The sequence below is a fragment of the Pseudoalteromonas sp. XI10 genome, from assembly GCF_001469895.1.
In the GTDB taxonomy this organism is placed as follows: Bacteria; Pseudomonadota; Gammaproteobacteria; order Enterobacterales; family Alteromonadaceae; genus Pseudoalteromonas.
The window spans coordinates 62,320-80,500 of sequence record NZ_LOPY01000050.1 but is presented as its reverse complement, the minus strand read 5'-3'; the positions used below and the strand labels follow the sequence as shown (position 1 = coordinate 80,500).

Here is an 18,181-nt window from a genome sequence, read left to right as displayed (position 1 = left end):
AACAGTGTGTACAAAACGCTACACGAATGTACGTCATTTTTAAAACTTCTTGTGGTTATATTGTAGTCGCAAGCAGTGAAATGGATGTTCACATAGCTTGAATAATTACTCTAACTAACTATCCAGGGGATACTTATGCAAGTGAAAACACTTTCGATTGCTGTTGCCGCAGCTCTCTATAGTGCCAGTGCTGCTCATGCAGTGGGTGTAGATAACAATCAAGTTAAACACCAATTAAAAGCACCTAATATCACATTTGAAGAAGTAAAAGCGTTTAGCAAAGAGTTTAACCAAGGTGACTCTAGCAACATGCTACAAAACGATGGTCTTAACGTTCAGCTAAATAGTAAAGCAAATAAATTCGCTGAAGAAGGCATAGATGGCGAGCATATTTATATCATTCGTTTACGTGATAATTCAGTAGCGCTAGAAGCACGAGATTTAACCTCGTCATTATCACAATCACTTCAAGCGCAAGGCGTTTCAAAAGTATTTGAGAAAGGTCAAGCGGCGGTCTCTGCCGTAACTGATTATCAAAACAAACTACTTTCAAAACAACGTACTGTAATGCAAAGCGTGACAGCAGTAACGGGCCGCACAGACATGCGCCGTCAATTCACTAAAGCATTGAATGGTTTCTCTGTAAAAATGACAGAGCAGGAAGCGATGCGCGTTGCAGAGCTTGGTGCAGTTGTTTCTGTAATGCGTTCGAAGAATTATGATCTTCTTTCTGATGAAGGCCCTAAGCATATCGGTGCTGATCAAATTTGGGATGGCTCAAGCGTTCCTAGTGGTATCAAGGGTAAAGGTGAAGGCCAAATCGTTGGTATCATCGATACCGGTATTAACTCAGATCACCCTTCATTTGCGGCTGTTGGCGGCGATGGTTACGAGCATGAAAACCCGTTTGGTCCAGGTGTTTATGTCGGTGACTGTGTTGAAGAGCCTGAAGAAATCCAATGTAATAATAAATTAATCGGTGTGCGTTCTTATGATGTGATCACGGATGCATTTGATGCCATGATCCCAGGCTGGCCTGCAATTGGTGAAGACTACCAAGGTCACGGCTCACACGTAGCTTCAACAGCAGCTGGTAACGTGGTTAAAGATGTACCGTTTATGCTTCCGAGCTTTGGTGAAAACACCGATGGTAATATCTTAAAAGAAGGCTTATTCCCTGAAATATCAGGTGTTGCACCGCACGCAAATATCATTGCTTATCAAGTATGTTATCCATCAAGTGACGAATACGCAGGCTGTCCTGGCGAAGCACTTGTAGCGGGTATTGAAGATGCAATTTCTGATGGTGTTGATGTAATCAACTTCTCAATTGGTGGTGCTGATTCTAATGTGTGGGCCGATCCAGTACAACTTGCATTCTTAGCAGCGCGTGAAGCGGGCATTAACGTTGCCGCGGCAGCAGGTAACAGTGGTCAAGCATGTGGCGCGGCTGAGTGTTTTGGTTACTTAGATAATTCATCACCTTGGCTTGCACAAGTTGCAGCAACAACACATGGTCGCACTGTGGCTGTTGAAACTGCCGTTGAATTTGCTGGCTTTGCTGACGAAACTCTGGGTTCAGAAGTACCTAGCTGGTCAGAAACTGGCCTTGTTGGTGGTTCAATTAATAGCGAAGAAATTACCGGTGTTGTTGTTTGGGCTAAAGATTACGAAGACGTAAATGGTTTTAAAGATTACAACGGTTACTGTACAGCAGATTACCCAGAAAATACCTTCAATTTCTACAAAGATGGTACTGAAATCGCGGGCGCGGCTGATGGTAGCACGAATGTTATTGTTATCTGTCAACGTCACGATCCAAATGATTCAGCAGCCAATGCGCGTACTGCAAAAGTTGATCATGTAAAAGCTGGTGGTGCAGATGGTTTCATCATGTTTAACCGTGACCGCGATCAAGGCACTGTGGCTGAAGGTTACTCATTACCAGGTGTTCACTTTACTTATGACCAATGGAATGGTGTTTATCCAGAAGATGGCCTAGAAGATTGGGTAGATAGTTACTCAGAACTTGGTCATATGATCACTATCAAACCAACAGTGATTGAGCGTCGTGTTGATGCAGAAGATGCGGATTGGTTGGCGACATTCTCATCACGAGGCCCGTCTTATTCTAATGTTGAAGTGCTTGCTCCTACGCTCGCTGCTCCTGGTGTTGATATTTACGCGGCTTACTCTGATGAACATCCATTTGTAACGCCACATGGCCAAGATTACGCTGCAATTAGCGGCACGTCGATGGCATCACCACATGTTGCAGGTTCAATGGCGTTACTACGTCAAATTCACCCAGAGTGGACCGCAGCTGAAATTCAATCTGCGCTATCAATGACAGCTGAAAACGTTGTTAAATATCACCGTTTAAACAGCGAAAGTGATGTTGTTGCTGATGCGAAAATCTATCGTTCGGGTGCAGGTCGCATTAATGTGGGATTAGCTGCAAAAGCTGGCTTTATAATGGATGAAACAGCTGATAACTTCTTAGCTGCTGATCCATACAATGGTGGTACGCCACATAAACTTAACTTACCAAACCTTGTTAATTTCTCTTGTGCACCTGAATGTCAGTGGGTTCGTACAATTAAAGCAACAGAAGATGGTACTTGGACTGTAAGCCACGAAGATGTTGAAAACTGGGCATTTGATGTAAACACACAAACAGCACAAAATGGTGTGAACATTGATATCTTCCCGAAAACTTTCACACTGAAAAAAGGTGAAACACAAACAATCATTGTTAAAGCATCAATCATGGATACTCAAGATTGGTTCAGTAACTCTGAAGTTGAACTTCATACAAACCTTGTTTTCCAAGCTGAAGAAGCAGATATCCCTGATGCGCATTGGCCTGTGGCGTTTAAATATGATCGTGGTAACTTACCATCATCATTAGAGACGACAGCTCACTCAAATGTAGGTACTTATGTTGCTAAAGGTATTGTATTACCTAGCGTTGAAGCACCTGTAGCTCGTGCATATGAGCCAGTTAAAGCAGATATCACTACGGTAACTTTACCAAAAGACGATGACCGTACTTTCCCTTGGGCTATGAATCGCACTGATGATGTAGATGCGGCAGATATTTTAGATGAAGCAACATTTACTAAGTTTGTTACTGTGCCAGCTAATTCTAAACGTTTTATTGCTGAAACAGTCGGTGTTGAGTCAGAACTTGAAGGCACCTTGAACGTAGGTAACCCTATTTTATACGTAGGTAAAGACTACAACGGTGATGGTATTGTTCAGCCACAAGATGAAATTTTATGTGTATCTAACCATAAGATTTATAAAAACTTCTGTAATATAAACAACCCTGAAGAAGGTGAGTATTGGGTTGTAGCTTATAATACGAATCAATCGTCTGTTGATGCAGTTGAAGAAACCTTTGAGCTTGCTACAGCGGTTGTGTCAGACCAAGTTGCATCAGGTATGACTGCAAGTCTGCCAGGAAGTGATGGTCAAAATACAGTTGAAATGACAGTCGACTGGGACATGGATCTCGATGCCGACAGCGTGTACTACTCACTATTAGATGTAGGTACATCGGCTGTGAACCATGGCAACTTAGGCTCAATTCCATTTAAGCTTAACCGTGGCAATGATGTTGCACACCTTGATGCGCCATACACAGGTGCAAAAGTGGGTGATATGGTGCCATACACATTTGAAGTGTTAGCGAATAACTCAGGTGTAGACCGTGAGTTCTCACTAGAGCTTGATATCCCTGCGGGTCTTGATGTTAAAGCTGAAAATGTAATGGTTTCAACAGCATCAGAAATCAACGTTGAAATTGCTGACGGTAAAGTGATTGTAACGGGCACACAAGCGGATACTCGCGATGTTGAACCTGATTATATCGTGACAGATAACATCACTGATGAAATGTGTCGTACGCCTGATTTTGGTAACTCAAACCCTGGTGGTTATGTCGATTTATCAGAGTTTGGTATCACGCCAATTCTTTCTGGTTTCGATGAGAACAACCTTTATAACTCTCGCAGTGGTTATTCATTACCAATCGCAAGCTTCTATAATGGCGCATATGACACATTTAGCCTTTATAACAATACTGAAAATACTAATATCCAAAACTCGATTATTCAAATTCGTGGTATGGGTACAGTCAATACCAATGGTAGCCGTTACTTCTACCCAGTACATAACCCATTCCCTTATAACTCATTCCCATATGAGAACATGGGTCCATTATGGCGTGGTTGGGAGTTCACTGATAATGGCTTATTACGCTCTGTAATGTCAGTTGGCTTATCGTCTAACGAAGGTATTTCACTAGCAAGTACAACAACTGGCTGGGGTATTATTGAGTGGGATAACGCATCAGACTACGATGATCCAGTGTATGACCGCACAACAGGTAAATACACTTACACTAAACGTGATAACTCATTTGACTTCCAAGTGTTATTTAATGCAAATACACGCTTTGGTAAAGGTGAGCATGAAATTTACTATGCATACGATAACCTAGACTATGGGTCGACACGTCCTGCCGGTAGTATTGGCCTGCAAGGTTTCCGTGGTGCACAGTATCAATATGGTCCACTTGAAAACTACCGTGGTATCCAAATCGCTTATAACAATCTAGATGAAGTTATCAGCGATGGTTACGTGGTGTGTATGGACTATGTAGGCCCTGAATCATCACAGTTTGAAGTGACTGCTTGGGCTGAAGTTACGCCGTCTGCAGCAGGTCAAACACTTGAAGTTGCAGCTAAAGCAGCAATCTCTGGTCTGAATGACATGACTTCAACAGCAACACTGGCCATTCCTGGCAACATCACTGTGGTAGCGCTTGATGACATGGTAACAACAGAAGAAACACCGATTAGCTTTGATGTTCATCACATTGATGAAAAGAACTCGAAGAATGAAATTTCGGTAATTTCTGACGATGTAACCTATGAAGTGGATGGCGATACAGTAACGATTACACCAAATGAGAACTTCTCTGGTGAGACCGAAGTAACTGTAATGGTATCTGATATTGAATACCCATCAGATGCTGCAAGCACAACCTTTATGTTAACGGTTGAAGCAGTTAATGATGCACCAGTAGTTGCCGTTGAGGCGAGTGCTCAACAAGTTACTGAGGGCAGCGTTATTACTTTAGATGCATCTGCATCACATGATTTAGATAATGACGAGCTAACTTTCTCATGGGAAGGCCCAGGTACAATCGCAAGCCCAACATCAGCAATCACTGAAGTATCAGGTTTAACGGCTGGTGAGCATCAGTTTACTGTAACGGTAAGTGATGGTGTTGAACCGATGGAACTAGGTGTAGCTGTGACGGTAACGGCACAAGAAACAACCGTTGTTCCTGAAGAAAAAGCTAAATCATCAAGTGGTTCACTTGCATGGTTAACAGTTCTATTAGCTGGTTTTGCAGGTGTTCGTCGCCGTGTAAAACGAGGCTAAGTACTCCCTAAGTATGTTATGTGACAAAGGGCCTTCGGGCCCTTTTTTTTGGTCTATAAAATTTTAATAACTAAAAAGAATAACTAACAACTGAAAACCTATGTAGCAAAATGTACAGGCTATTTTATATTTTTTTCAGTGTGTTAGTTTGGAAATAGGGCGTAAATTAGCAGTCTACGCCGCTTTGTTGGTCAAAAAAATTATACAATAAAGCGCGCAAACGATATGATCGTCCCGGATTAAGTAAAGACTAAAGACTTTTTAGTAGTATTAAGCTGTCATAGTAATTGTTATTTATGACATAAAGGTGAATTGCGTTAATGAAGAAATTGTTTGGCTTAGTATGTTGTTTAACTGCATCAACTGCGTTTGCGCAGGCTGATGTTAAACAACCACAATTAATTAAAAAGTCGACAATACATGCCAGTATCACTGTTGGTTACGGGGGCATTGAAAACCCGGTACTTGATGCTGATGATGTCACTTCGCCAATTCTGCCAAGCTTTGCTTATTACGGTGATAACTGGTATTTCGATGATTTCTCTGTTGGCTACAGCCTCTATGAAACAGAGAACTTCTACGTTGATTTACTTGGGCGCTTTAATGATGATGGCTTTTTCTTTGAGCTGGATGGGGTAGATAAACTCTATGCCACAGGTGTCGTTCGTTCGAGTTCAGGGCGACCGACATTACCCACTGCATCACCGATTAACCTAACGCCTATAGAGCGTGACCTTTCTTACATGGCGGGGCTGTCATCTGCGGTAAACGTCTACGATGGCATGTGGTTAAGTGCAGCGTATGTCCATGATGTAACCAATGTTCATAATGGTTATGAAATAATGTTCAACGGCTATCAAGTATTTGAACTGTTTTCTGGTACTGCTGGCATTGAGGCGGGTATTAATTATAAAAATGAAGAGCTGATCGATTATTACTATACGGTGAGTCCTTCAGAAAGCAAAACCCGTTTACTAAGCTACAACTTAGAAAGTGCCACTAACTACTACTTAAAAGTAAGTTACGAATATCCTATTAGCGACAGTTTCAGCCTTGATTTTAAACTTAAGCACACATGGCTTGATAGTAACTTAGCTAACTCACATATGATCAATAAAAACGGTTATTTCTCAGGTTTTACGGGAATTACTTACCACTTTTAGGCCAACGAATGGTGATCTCTGCACCGCCTGTTTGCGAACTGTTAGCCAAGCTAATCTTACCGCCATGCCAGCTGGCAATACGATGCACGATATAAAGTCCTAATCCATAACCACTCGCTAGTTTATCTCCTTCACCTTGTTTAAAAGGCTCAATCAACGCATCCGCATTAATTGGTAAGCCAGGCCCATCGTCTGTAATGCTTATACTGTAATAGCCCGCTTGCTCTGTGCTACTTATATGGATAGTGTGTTTTGCGTATTTTGTGGCGTTGATCAGTAAGTTTTGTACCGCGATTGCCATAAAGCTTGCTTCGCAATAGGCTGTGTCTACTTCAAGGGCTGGAATGAATTCGAGCTCTTTGTATAAATCGAATTTAGCAATTTCTGTGTTGATCAGTTTAGCTAAGTTAACTTTCTCCTGATTAAACACACTTTGTTGGTGCTCTAAGCGAGCGAACGATAGGTATTGCTCCAAGCGTAATTCAATCTCATCAATATCACGTTCAATTTGGCTACTTTCTTGAGATTCTAAATCGGCAATCGACAAAGCAAATCGCATACGGGTAAGGGGAGTGCGAATTTCATGAGAAATAATACGCGATAAGTCATTATGTAGCTGAACAAACTTATTGATGCGCTCAGACATATGGGTGAAGGTGCTAGCTAATGGCGCAATAGATGAATTTGGTTTTATATCAAGCTCTATGCGCTGCGGTTTTTTACTAAAGCGATGAGCTGCGCGTTGTAATAAGCTCAAATCGCGAAATACTGGGCGAATGAATAATAAGATCATCGCACCAAGTAAAAAGTAAAAGGCAAAAAATGCAAACCAGTCAGTTTTTGCTTGCGAAATCAAAGAAATGGGGCCAACTTTTTGGACGCTGCCGTTATTGCCTTTGAGGTATATATACTGCTGATTGTTTTCGGTGACGCTGATAATGCCATCTTTATCGAATTTGGCTTGTAATGAATCAGGTAAAACAAGCTCGTTTTGGTTAAAGGAGCTGATCCTAGATTCTTTTTGCTCAGCTATTTGAGCAAGTTCAGCAACACTTATTTGCACACTCGGTATGTGCTCAGAAAAAAACTGATTATAAAGCTGGCCAAAAGCTAAAACTAAGGCAATTAAGCTTACCGTGATAATTAAGTAAAGCTTAAAAAATTGCTGCTTCATATTTTTGAAATATCCAAGCTGTATCCTTTACCGCGTACAGACTTGATATCTAGAGTTTCTTTTTGCTCGCTAATGGTTTCTTTTAGCTTTTTACGCAAGCGGCTAATTTTTAAATCAATAGCTCGGTCAAGTCCGTCATACTCACGGCCAATAACATGCTTGAATAAGGCTTCGCGAGAAACCGGCTCTGGGGTGTTTTTCGCAAGATAGGCAATGATCTCAAATTCACTTTCATTGAGGTTCAATGCTGTGTTATGAAAATAGATATCGCGTTTTTTGTTATCAATACGCAAGATATCAATTTGGTGCGAAAAGTTATCTTGACCAACGGTGTGGGCGATAATCGTCTTAACTTTGGCGAGTAACAGTTCAGGCTTAATGGGTTTTACAAGGTAGTCGTAAGCACCTAGGTTTAAGCCCTTAATTTGTGATTGCACAGAATCCAATGCCGTTAGAAAAATGACAGGGCAACTGTACTTTTCTTTCAATTGAGAAATTAGCTCAAAGCCATTGCCATCCGGAAGCATCACATCACAGATGATCAGCGAAGGCATGAAGGTGATTTCACTGCTACGGTACGCTTCGGCAGTATTAAATACATCTATGGTATAGCCATGCTTTAACAAAAACGTTTGTATTAAGCTTGCTAATTTCACATCATCTTCAATTAAAAAAATATGCTGCATTATAAACTCCAGCCAAAGCGCCGTTTTATTCGGTAATCTTTAGCTTCATAGCTTGCTATTGACAGTAGTTGTTGCTTAACAACTTGATTGCTCAATGGATTGATTAACTTCACTGTAAGCGGATGCTCAGTCTTAATCGTTAATTTCTCGATAATTAAGCCACCTTGTTTGTAACACTGCGTATATTGAGGACGCTGAGTTATTTCTAAACAAAGTTCTTTAAAGGGAGCAACACGAAAATGAATCTGTATATTAAATTCACAGGCTTTTTGTTTTGCATCTGTCACACACACGGTGGGTGAGACTTTAAAAAAAGGTTGCTCGGGACTGTCATCGCTTAAACAAAGCGACGAAAAACAAAGACAAAAAAACAGTAATAGCCAACTAAATCGGTTTATCATTTAACCAAGTCTCTGTTTTTTAAAAGTCTTTTCTTCAAAGTAACAATAACCATCGAAAGCTGATGTAACCTGCCCAACTCACTTTGAGTACTCATTTTTTTGCCGTTTATTATAATTATTATTTATGCAGCCTATGAGTGGCGATTACACGATAAAAAAGCGTGTCTATCATACCTCATTTATCGTTATAGCTACAAATAGGTGCTATGCAAAGCCAGTAATTTCAACCTATTGGCGTATTTTCTTTATATTCTAAAGTTAGCTTGTTGTTTTAAAAGGGAAACTGAATTTATATTTAGTTTTAGCTAATAGTTTTTCACTAAATTTAGTTGGGCCTTAGTCTTTACTATTCTGCGTTATTTGTTAATTGTTTCGTACAAATTGATACAATTTAAACTTAGCCTATCAAAACCACTATTTTAGCTCATGCATTTAAACATATGCTGAGCGCGTGATTAATAATTAACAGATTCGACCTCTATTTTCATTTTATCTGGTAGTATAGTCAGGTTATAAGTAGTTTAAGCAGTGAACAATTATGTTAAGTCCTTATTATCAGCAACATGCTGATTACGTTTCTATCTCACGTGAGCAAGGCTGTCGTTTTGCCAAGTTAGTGGCTGATGATTTCAATCCGTTACATGATAAAGATGCCAAAAAGTTTTGTGTGCCGGGCGATTTACTTTTTTCGCTGGTTTTAAACCGCTATGGCATCAGTGAAAAAATGGAATTCACGTTTGCAGGCATGGTTGATGAAAATTCAAAGCTGACTTTCCCTGAAGGTGCTGATGAGTTTGCGATCACCGATGGCGAAAAAGTCATGCTAAAAGTGAAACGCGAAGGGGCTGTTAGCCAATGTCCTGAGTTAACAAATAGCTTAATCAAAAACTATGTTGAGTTCTCAGGCACGACCTTCCCGCATGTTATTATTCCATTGATGGGGAAGCAGGAAGTGATGATCAATCCAGCCCGTCCAATGGTGATTTATGAATCAATGCTGATTAACCTTGACCGTCTTGATATCAGCGCACCTGAGTTAGAGTTTGCTGAGCCTGATTTTGAGTTTACTGGCAAACGCGGCAAAATCACGCTTCGCTTCAACCTGTTAGAAAATGGCGAAAAAGTAGGGTCGGGTGAAAAGCACATGCTTGTGTCTGGAATTCGTGACTATTGCCAAGCAACGGTTGATGACTTAATTAGTTTTTATAATCAACGTAAAGAGTCGCTTAAACCAGTGTAATCTTTACATTTGCTACAAAGGGCGCTGATTGCGCCTTTTTTGTTGCTGGCGTTCCGCGTACAATAGCGCTTTTATAGCCAAATGTACTTCAGACTATGTCAGTAGCGACCTTTTCAGAGTTAAATCTTGCCCCTGCATTGCTAACAGCCTTGCGAGAAGAGAATTATCACACCCCCACAGCAATTCAAGCGCAAACAATCCCACTTATTTTAGCGGGTGCTGATGTAATGGGCAGTGCGCAAACGGGAACGGGCAAAACCGCCGCGTTTGTTTTACCACTACTGCACAATTTGTTATCAGCTGAAGTACTCCCTGATGCTGTTAAAGTCCTAATTTTAACGCCGACCCGAGAGCTCGCTCAGCAAGTATTTGCAAGTGTAGAGCGTTATGCTGCACACACGGAGATAAAAGCAGCACTGGCTTATGGCGGTGCTAGTATTGGCCCACAAATTAAAGCCATAAAAGGGGCGCAGGTTGTAGTGGCAACACCTGGGCGTTTACTTGACCATGTGATCAAAGGCAGTATTAAACTTTCCAGCATTAATGCCTTGGTATTTGATGAAGCTGATCGCATGCTTGATATGGGCTTTATTGATGAAATTAAACGTATCTTGCGCCATGTGCCAAAAGAACGCCAAACCTTACTTTTTTCAGCCACATTTGACGACAGCATCTTTAAACTTAGTAAGCAGTTATTAAATGATCCTAAATTAGTTGAAGTGAATAAACGCAACTCAGCAGCGGTTGAAGTTGAGCAGCTAGTTTATGCGGTTGATGAAGACCGTAAACGCGAGCTGGTATCACACATGATTGGCATGAAAAATTGGCAGCAAGTACTTATATTCACTCGTACTAAACAAACCGCCGATGTGCTTGCTAAAGAAATGTGTAAAGACGGCTTAAAAACCGAATCTATTCATGGCGATAAAAGCCAAGGTGCGCGTGATAAAGCACTGCAAAATTTTAAATCAGGCGCGACAAGAGTACTGGTTGCGACAGATGTTGCTGCGCGTGGTCTTGATATTGCCTCACTCAAGTATGTGATTAACTATGAGTTGCCTTATGTGGCTGAGGACTACGTACACCGTATTGGTCGAACAGGGCGTGCTGGTGAGAAAGGGATGGCGATGTCGCTGGTTAGCATCGACGAGCAGTGGCTATTGGACGAAATAGATATCTTACTCGACACGAGACTCACGCCGCAGTGGTTACCAGGGTATGAGCCTGATTTAACCAAAGAGCCAAAGCAAGTTCGTAAAAATACTAATAAGGCACGCCGCTCTCGTGATAAAAAACGTATTTTAGGGCAAAAAAGTAGGAGACGTTCCTAAATCTGGCATATATTTATACTATCCTCCGGCTAAAGTTGAGAGTTTAGTATGTTAGAAGAGAATAAATGGACGTTCCGCCGCGCTGATAAACAGTTCTCCTTAGAAAAGTGGCAGAAAACAATTGATCTCATGACCGAGTTGTTTTCTGCTCCCGCAGGCTTCATCGTTCATAAAACAGATGATGTCTATCGTATTATCGTCTCCAGTGAGCAACAAGAAAATCCCTATGATGCCGGGGCTGAATTAAGCGCCGACGATAATATCTTCTGCAAAAAAGTACTGCGTGACATGGCACCGCTTTATGTTGATCACGCCAGCCAAGACAGTCAATGGGATGATAGCCCTCTGGTAAAAGATGGTTTTGAGTCTTATCTTGGGGTGCCAATTAGTTGGCCAAGTGGTGATCCGTTTGGCACCTTTTGTGTTATGGACTTTAAACAAACCCATTATCAACAGAGCTTTTTAGAACTAATAGAGCAGCTTCGCGATATGGTCGAAGATGACCTTGCACTGTTAGATAACTTTACGCAGATGCGTGAAATTGCCATGCTTGATTCACTGACCAATATTTATAACCGCCGTGCAATAGACCTACTTTGCCAACATAAATTAAATATATCGAAACGACTTGGTTTTGATATTAGTTGTCTATTTATCGATATAAACAGCTTTAAGCCACTCAATGATACGTATGGCCATGAAGTGGGCGATCTCGCGCTGATTTGTTTAGCTGACACCATGAAAGAATGCCTACGAGAAACCGATATTATCGGCCGCTTAGGGGGCGATGAGTTTATTGCGTTATTGCAAGTTAAGCCCGGTGATTGCATAGACAGCATCGCTGATAAGCTAAACACCACTTTCCAAGTGAATTTAGAGAAGCGGGGCATTCCTGTTACGAGCTTAAGTATTGGTTCAGGGGGAATAGCTCAACCAAAAGAAAACTTTGCTGAGCTATTAAAACGAGCAGATGAAGACATGTATGAGAAAAAGCAAGCCTCTAAGGCAGCACGTTAAGCTATTTGCTTCTCAGCTAGGTTTAATTCCATGGTTGCTTTAAGTAAACGGTAAAGGTTAATTGATGCATCAATTTCTTCTTTACGGTTGGTTAAGCTCTCAATATTTAAACCTAGCGGTACATCTAAATGTGCGCAGCTTTGTAAAATTAAGTCGAGGTTCTCACGGCAAATACGCACTGATTCACTCAATGTATTTGCCGAATCTAACATACGGTACTTAGTTGCTTCTGGTACTGAGATACCTAACCATTCCATAAATTCTAAGGTTTTTTCACCACCACAAGGGGTAAACGTCAGAATAATGCGTTTTGGTGCTGTGCCTTGTGCTTTACAGCTACGCGCATAGCTGGTGATCAAATCAATCGTTGCTTGGGCATTGTAAACGGCTTGTGAGATGAAAAACTTACAACCTTGTGCTGTTTTTTCAACTAAACGCTCATGTTCATTGCGTTTGCTGGCATGACGCTCGGCAATAGTAACACCACCTAAAAATACATCACTGTTCTGCTTTGCCAGCGTTTTATATGCATCAGGTAGGCTTAATTTGATGTCGCCATGAGATGATGGACTACCCACCAACACTAAGTTTTTTAGTTCAAAGTCGTTACGTGTTTCGTTTAACCACTCGGTAAATTCTGCTTCACCACGCTGAGCTACGCTCTTATATGTGATCACATCAAGTTGCGACAAGCTACGAAGTAATTGACTGTATTCACGAGGGTCTACAGTTTCTTTAAACGGAAAAGGACGCGGCTTTGCAATACGGCTACTCTCATCTTGAATGTCGTAGATGATTACACCATCGTATTCAATTTCGTGTAAACGACCAAGTAGCTTTTGGGCAATGGTTTCAAGTTGTGCTTTATCAGTACCTGACTTTGGCGGTGTGGTACCAATTAGGTAGACGCCTTGATTGGTGTCTTCAATTTTCTCTTGTAATGATAAAGCCATAATCCTCATTCCAGCTCGTGCTAATGTTTATGACAAACAATATAGCAGCCATTTAGACGTCTAGATAGATTTTTTTCTTGAAAGTTTTTCAATGACTATGAATTTTACTCAAGTTTAAAGCTGAGCGTTTCGCAAAATTGACACACCTGTTTACATAAATTATTGCTCTGACCCTCATATTTTCTGGCGCTTTGATGCATAATCAAGCAGCAATGATTATGAGAAAAATAACTAACAAGGGAACATTATGAAATTTAGATTATTAGCAACCAGTGTTGCTGTAACACTGGCGCTGAGTGGCTGCGCAAGTAACTCACAGTCAACTGTGGTTAAAGAAGTCGAAATTGAGCAGCAAGTAAGCCAAGATGATAACCGTGTATTTAGCCAAGATTACCTATTAGAAGAGCTTGAGAATGGCCTTCGCGTGATGGTAGTTAAAACAGATTACCCAGATGTTGTGTCACTGCAAATTCCAGTATCGGTTGGTTCACGTAATGAGGTTGAAGCAGGTAAAACCGGTTTTGCACACTTCTTTGAGCATATGATGTTTAAAGGCTCTGAAAAATTCCCACAAGATGTGTATTCAGATATTTTAAAAAACTCGGGTGTTGATAATCGCGCGTATACGACCAACGATTACACTAACTATCACTTAAACTTCTCAAAAGAGCACTTAGATAAAGTACTCGAAATTGAAGCTGATATTTTCCAAAACCTGACTTACAGCGAAGAGCAGTTCCGCACCGAAGCGCTGACTGTAAAAGGTGAGTATTTAAAGAATAATGCTAGCCCAATTCGTAAGTTACTTTCTGCGGTTCGTAACGAAGCATTCGAAAAGCATACCTATAAGCACACCACCATGGGCTTTTTCGAAGACATTGAAGCTATGCCTGATCAGATGGCCTATGGTAAAGAGTTTTTCGCTAAATTTTATAAGCCCGAGTACGTATCTTTAGTCATTGTTGGTGATGTTGATCCACAAGAGACCATGGCAATGGTGAAAAAGCATTGGGGTAATTGGAAAAAAGGTGATTACCAAGCAGATATTCCTGTTGAACCAAAGCAACAAGCCGCAAAATATGTACATGAAAAAAATGATGGTTTACCAGGCCACTGGTTGCTTGTGTCATACAAAGGCACTGCATGGGATCCTACTCAAAAAGACCGTGCCGCTCTTGATTTGATCTCACAGCTGTATTTCTCTAACAACTCGGCACTTTATCAAGAGCTTGTTGTTGATAAACAAATTGCCAGCCAAATGTTTACCTATAACCCAGATACTAAAGATCCGGGTTTACTGCATGTTTTTGTAAAAGTCGAAAACGAAGCGGACCTTGCGAAAGCCCGTGATGCGATTAACCGTACCTATGCACAAGCGCGTACTGAGTTAGTAGATGCACAAAAGTTAGCTGATTTAAAATCTAACTTAAAGTATAGCTTTATAAATGGTCTTGATTCATCGCAGTCAATCGCTTCAACACTTGCACGCTACATGCACTTTGAGCGTGACCCTGAAGTGATTAACCAACTTTATGCCACTGCTGATAGCATCACTCCTGAGGATATCAAAGCGGTAGCAAACAAGTACTTTGTTGATCCGAGCCGTACTACGGTGACAATGTCGGCGCTTGATAAAGTGGCTGGTTTTGAGCAAGAAGTTGATTTAAATGCTTTGGTTGCCAGTATTGAGCAAGCCCCAACAGAGCGTCACTTTAAAGTACTTGATAAAACCAATAGCTCACCACTGGTTGATGTTAACTGGTTATTTAATACCGGCGCAGCGGCTGATCCACATGGTAAAAAAGGTTTAGCAGCACTCACTGCAGCGATGCTAGCACAAGGTGGCTCAGAAACTATGAGCTACAAAGATATTCAAAAAGCGTTATATCCACTAGCGGGAAGTTTTGGCTATCAAATCGATAAAGAGATGATTTCACTACGCGGCCGTGTACATAAAGACAATGCCGCGCAGTGGTATGCACTTGTTAGCGACCAGTTGTTAAACCCTGGCTTTAGAGAAGATGATTTCAAGCGTCTGAAAAAAGAGCTTATTGATAGCATTAAAGCAGGTCTGAAAGCGTCAAATGACGAAGAGCTAGGTAAAGAAGTGCTTTATCATCAGCTTTATAAAGGTCATCCATACGAAAGCTATAACTATGGTGATTTATCAGACCTTGAAGCACTGACACTTGACGATGTAAAAGCGTTTTATGCTAACCAGTTTACTCAATCTAAGTTAACAGTGGGTCTAATTGGTGCGATTCCGAGTGATGTTAAATCGACTATGCTAAAAGATTTAACATCGCTTCCACAAGGTAAAGAAAGCCGCTTAACGATCCCTGATGCGCCTGAACTTAAAGGTCATCATGCAACGATTGTTGAAAAATCAGCGCAATCTACCGCTGTGTCATTTGGTTTCCCAATCGATACAATTCGTAGTAGCGATGACTGGACAGCGCTTTGGTTAGTGCGTTCTTACTTTGGCGAACACCGCAGCTCAAACAGCTTCTTGTATCAGCGTATTCGTCAAACCCGTGGTATGAACTATGGTGACTATGCATACATTGAGTACTTCCCACGCGGTATGTTCCAAACTAAACCTGATGCTAACTTAGGTCGTTCAGAGCAAATTTTCCAAGTGTGGTTACGTCCGCTTCGTTCTAATAACGATGCGCACTTTGCAACGCGTACGGCATTATTTGAGCTTGATAAGCTAATTAAAAATGGCATCAGCAAAGAAGATTTTGAAGCGACTCGTAACTTCTTAATTAACTTTGTGCCACAAATGGTTGCAAGCCAAGATCGCCAGTTAGGTTACGCACTTGATAGTGAGTTCTATAACACTGAGAGCTTTGTTGACTATGTGCGCGGCAAGCTTGAAAAGCTAACCCTTGATGATGTTAACCGTGTTATTCGCGATAACCTGCAAACAGAGAATATTCACTATGTGTTTATTACAGGTGATGGCAAAGACATGCAAAAGCGCCTAGCTTCAGAGCAAACATCACCAATGGTGTATAACGCTGAAAAACCAGCAGCACTTGTTGCTGAAGATAAAGTGATTGCAGACTATAAGCTTGCAATACCAGCGAAAAACATTTCAGTACTTGATGTCGAAAAAGTATTTCAGTAATAACTGAATAAACAGGCTCTAATCAATGCCCCTAATCAGGGGCATTTTTCTATGTTTAATGGCTCGATGTTATCAGCAACCACAAGCTGATTTCGGCCAGCTTCTTTTGCTTGATAAAGCGCACTATCAGCCATTTCAATGAGTAACATGGCATCATCACTGCTATTTGGGTAAATAGTTGCTAAACCAATACTAACCGTCAAGGGATGACCGGCAAGCTCTGGTAATTGAAGCGTATTTAGCGCTGCCATAAAACGCGTCACGAGTTTTTGTGCTTGATGGTTTTGGGTGTTACCTAGTACCAGTACAAATTCTTCACCGCCGTATCTAGCGCACAAGTCACCAGGTCTGCGAGTATAATCTGGTAATAGTTTTGCCACTTCTTTTAAGCAAATATCACCCACCAGATGACCAAAGTTGTCATTAAGAGACTTAAAGTTATCAAGGTCGATCATGGCTAACGACAAGGGGTGCTTTAAACGTGCACAGCGACTCCACTCTTGCTCATAAAAATCGTCAAAATGACGTCGGTTAGCTATTTGTGTGAGACCATCGATACGAGCAAGTTCTCGTACTTGCTGCTCGGCGATTTTACGTTCGGTAATATTCAAGTGGCTGATCACAACATAACCTGCTGTGCCAAGTTTTAAAGGCACTGCGCGCATCATAAACCAGCGGTTTTTGGTATCACTGTGGCAAGGGTACTCGAGGTAAAACTCGGAGAGTTGTTTCTTAATAACTTGGTTTATTCCGGTGTAGGCTTTTGCACCAAATTCATCGCCATTGGCAGCAGCTGACTTGCAAATAGCAAGGTAGTTTTGATCTTCCCATTGAGTGTTACACTGGCAATTATTCTCATCGCCAAATGTCTGTCAACTACGATTTACAAACTTGATATCACCCGAGTCATTAATCACCACAATATGTTCAGAGATCGTATCGAGTATTGATTTTAGAAACTCTTTTGATTCAACCACATTAGTTCCTAGCCATTGTCACTTTTTTAAGATTAGCAATAAATGCTGGGTTTTCACCGTGGTTTATATAAAAAACAATTAATAAGGTGTTGTCTTTTACTTATAGCTTGGCTATTTGAAAGTAGATATCTACAGGTATTTGTAGGTGCTGATATGAAAAAACTGCCAGCACCTAGCTTAACGCTCAGTTCTGACAGTTATATTTTATTTATATGCTTAGAAATGCTAAAGCATTGCGCCAATTTTAACTGCTAGCGCAAATAGCATGGTTGCTATTACAAAGCCGATAAGTGTGGCGTAGCCGCGTTGTTCTTTGGTCATCTATCACTCCTAAAAAATAGCAAATACCGTTGCCATACCAAGGGCAAAACTTACAAACGAAGAAGCCGCTACGATTGCAGCGAGATTTTGCTTACTCACTGCATGTGTTGTGCTTTGTTCAGATACTTCGTCATCGAGCTTAATAAGTTCACCTTGGCGCACTTCAAAAACTGCGCATAGGCTCATGGTGGTTTCTTTTGATGCCGCACCTTCTTTTTCAACTCGTTGAATGGTACGTAGGCTTACATCACAGGCATCGGCCAATTGCTGCTGCGTCCAATCGAATTTAAGTCTAAGTGCTTTTATTGTATTAGGGTTCAGTTGCATT

12 protein-coding genes are annotated in these 18,181 nt (G+C 41.1%); 6 read left to right on the top strand and 6 right to left on the bottom strand.

The window, feature by feature from the left end; translation table 11 throughout:
* Positions 1-135 precede the first annotated feature (135 nt).
* Positions 136-5,457, top strand: coding sequence for a S8 family serine peptidase (locus tag AUR67_RS21490; protein ID WP_058585729.1), 5,322 nt, complete (start codon positions 136-138; stop codon positions 5,455-5,457).
* Positions 5,458-5,777: 320 nt separating this feature from the next.
* The gene (locus tag AUR67_RS13840; RefSeq protein ID WP_058585728.1) at positions 5,778-6,620 is read left to right on the top strand and encodes a MipA/OmpV family protein; all 843 of its coding nucleotides are present in this window, start codon (positions 5,778-5,780) and stop codon (positions 6,618-6,620) included.
* Here the strand turns inward: AUR67_RS13840 and AUR67_RS13835 are convergent.
* The 3 genes from AUR67_RS13835 to AUR67_RS13825 are packed head-to-tail and all read right to left on the bottom strand — an operon-like array spanning position 6,604 to position 8,881.
* Positions 6,604-7,794 (bottom strand): ATP-binding protein, encoded by a 1,191-nt coding sequence (locus AUR67_RS13835; protein WP_058585727.1) that lies wholly within the window; start codon positions 7,792-7,794, stop codon positions 6,604-6,606. The genes AUR67_RS13840 and AUR67_RS13835 overlap by 17 nt on opposite strands.
* Positions 7,791-8,480, bottom strand: a complete 690-nt coding sequence (locus AUR67_RS13830) for a response regulator transcription factor (protein WP_058585726.1) — start codon at positions 8,478-8,480, stop codon at positions 7,791-7,793. Before AUR67_RS13830 ends, AUR67_RS13835 begins: the two co-directional genes overlap by 4 nt.
* A complete protein-coding gene (locus tag AUR67_RS13825; RefSeq protein WP_152996533.1) occupies positions 8,480-8,881 on the bottom strand; it encodes a DUF3019 domain-containing protein in 402 nt (133 codons plus the stop codon). The genes AUR67_RS13830 and AUR67_RS13825 overlap by 1 nt, the downstream gene beginning before the upstream one ends.
* 538 nt (positions 8,882-9,419) lie before the next feature.
* On the opposite strand from AUR67_RS13825, the gene AUR67_RS13820 reads away from it, so the two are divergent.
* The 3 genes from AUR67_RS13820 to AUR67_RS13810 all read left to right on the top strand — a co-directional run bounded on the left by AUR67_RS13820 (position 9,420) and on the right by AUR67_RS13810 (position 12,469).
* Entirely contained in the window at positions 9,420-10,121 is a 702-nt protein-coding gene (locus AUR67_RS13820) for a DUF3581 domain-containing protein (RefSeq protein WP_058585724.1), read from the top strand.
* Positions 10,122-10,216: 95 nt separating this feature from the next.
* Positions 10,217-11,452 (top strand): DEAD/DEAH box helicase, encoded by a 1,236-nt coding sequence (locus AUR67_RS13815; RefSeq protein WP_058585723.1) that lies wholly within the window; start codon positions 10,217-10,219, stop codon positions 11,450-11,452.
* A 48-nt stretch (positions 11,453-11,500) separates the two neighbouring features.
* Entirely contained in the window at positions 11,501-12,469 is a 969-nt protein-coding gene (locus AUR67_RS13810) for a sensor domain-containing diguanylate cyclase (RefSeq protein ID WP_058585722.1), read from the top strand.
* On the opposite strand, the gene AUR67_RS13805 is transcribed toward AUR67_RS13810, so the two are convergent.
* On the bottom strand, positions 12,466-13,422 hold the full coding sequence (locus AUR67_RS13805) for a methylenetetrahydrofolate reductase (RefSeq protein ID WP_055020983.1): 957 nt from the start codon (positions 13,420-13,422) through the stop codon (positions 12,466-12,468). The two genes, AUR67_RS13810 and AUR67_RS13805, sit on opposite strands and share 4 nt — an antisense overlap.
* A gap of 247 nt (positions 13,423-13,669) precedes the next feature.
* Here AUR67_RS13805 and AUR67_RS13800 point away from each other — a divergent pair, with 247 nt between their 5' ends.
* Positions 13,670-16,555 carry a M16 family metallopeptidase gene (locus AUR67_RS13800; protein WP_058585721.1) on the top strand — a complete coding sequence of 962 codons (2,886 nt, stop codon included), beginning with the start codon at positions 13,670-13,672 and terminating at the stop codon, positions 16,553-16,555.
* A gap of 35 nt (positions 16,556-16,590) precedes the next feature.
* Here AUR67_RS13800 and AUR67_RS13795 read toward each other — a convergent pair whose 3' ends face one another.
* Both AUR67_RS13795 and AUR67_RS13790 read right to left on the bottom strand, forming a co-directional pair.
* The gene (locus AUR67_RS13795; RefSeq protein ID WP_235591844.1) at positions 16,591-17,223 is read right to left on the bottom strand and encodes a GGDEF domain-containing protein; all 633 of its coding nucleotides are present in this window, start codon (positions 17,221-17,223) and stop codon (positions 16,591-16,593) included.
* A 639-nt stretch (positions 17,224-17,862) separates the two neighbouring features.
* Positions 17,863-18,180, bottom strand: coding sequence for a helix-turn-helix transcriptional regulator (locus AUR67_RS13790; protein WP_058585720.1), 318 nt, complete (start codon positions 18,178-18,180; stop codon positions 17,863-17,865).
* Position 18,181: the final 1 nt, after the last annotated feature.

What these genes read in the sequence shown, in the direction of transcription:
- AUR67_RS13810 (WP_058585722.1), top strand. Translation starts at nt 11,501, where the DNA reads ATGTTAGAAGAGAATAAATGGACGTTCCGCCGCGCTGATAAACAGTTC.
- AUR67_RS13825 (WP_152996533.1), bottom strand. Translation starts at nt 8,881, where the DNA reads ATGATAAACCGATTTAGTTGGCTATTACTGTTTTTTTGTCTTTGTTTT.
- AUR67_RS13840 (WP_058585728.1), top strand. Translation starts at nt 5,778, where the DNA reads ATGAAGAAATTGTTTGGCTTAGTATGTTGTTTAACTGCATCAACTGCG.
- AUR67_RS13835 (WP_058585727.1), bottom strand. Translation starts at nt 7,794, where the DNA reads ATGAAGCAGCAATTTTTTAAGCTTTACTTAATTATCACGGTAAGCTTA.
- AUR67_RS13830 (WP_058585726.1), bottom strand. Translation starts at nt 8,480, where the DNA reads ATGCAGCATATTTTTTTAATTGAAGATGATGTGAAATTAGCAAGCTTA.
- AUR67_RS13815 (WP_058585723.1), top strand. Translation starts at nt 10,217, where the DNA reads ATGTCAGTAGCGACCTTTTCAGAGTTAAATCTTGCCCCTGCATTGCTA.
- AUR67_RS21490 (WP_058585729.1), top strand. Translation starts at nt 136, where the DNA reads ATGCAAGTGAAAACACTTTCGATTGCTGTTGCCGCAGCTCTCTATAGT.
- AUR67_RS13820 (WP_058585724.1), top strand. Translation starts at nt 9,420, where the DNA reads ATGTTAAGTCCTTATTATCAGCAACATGCTGATTACGTTTCTATCTCA.
- AUR67_RS13795 (WP_235591844.1), bottom strand. Translation starts at nt 17,223, where the DNA reads ATGATGCGCGCAGTGCCTTTAAAACTTGGCACAGCAGGTTATGTTGTG.
- AUR67_RS13805 (WP_055020983.1), bottom strand. Translation starts at nt 13,422, where the DNA reads ATGGCTTTATCATTACAAGAGAAAATTGAAGACACCAATCAAGGCGTC.
- AUR67_RS13790 (WP_058585720.1), bottom strand. Translation starts at nt 18,180, where the DNA reads ATGCAACTGAACCCTAATACAATAAAAGCACTTAGACTTAAATTCGAT.
- AUR67_RS13800 (WP_058585721.1), top strand. Translation starts at nt 13,670, where the DNA reads ATGAAATTTAGATTATTAGCAACCAGTGTTGCTGTAACACTGGCGCTG.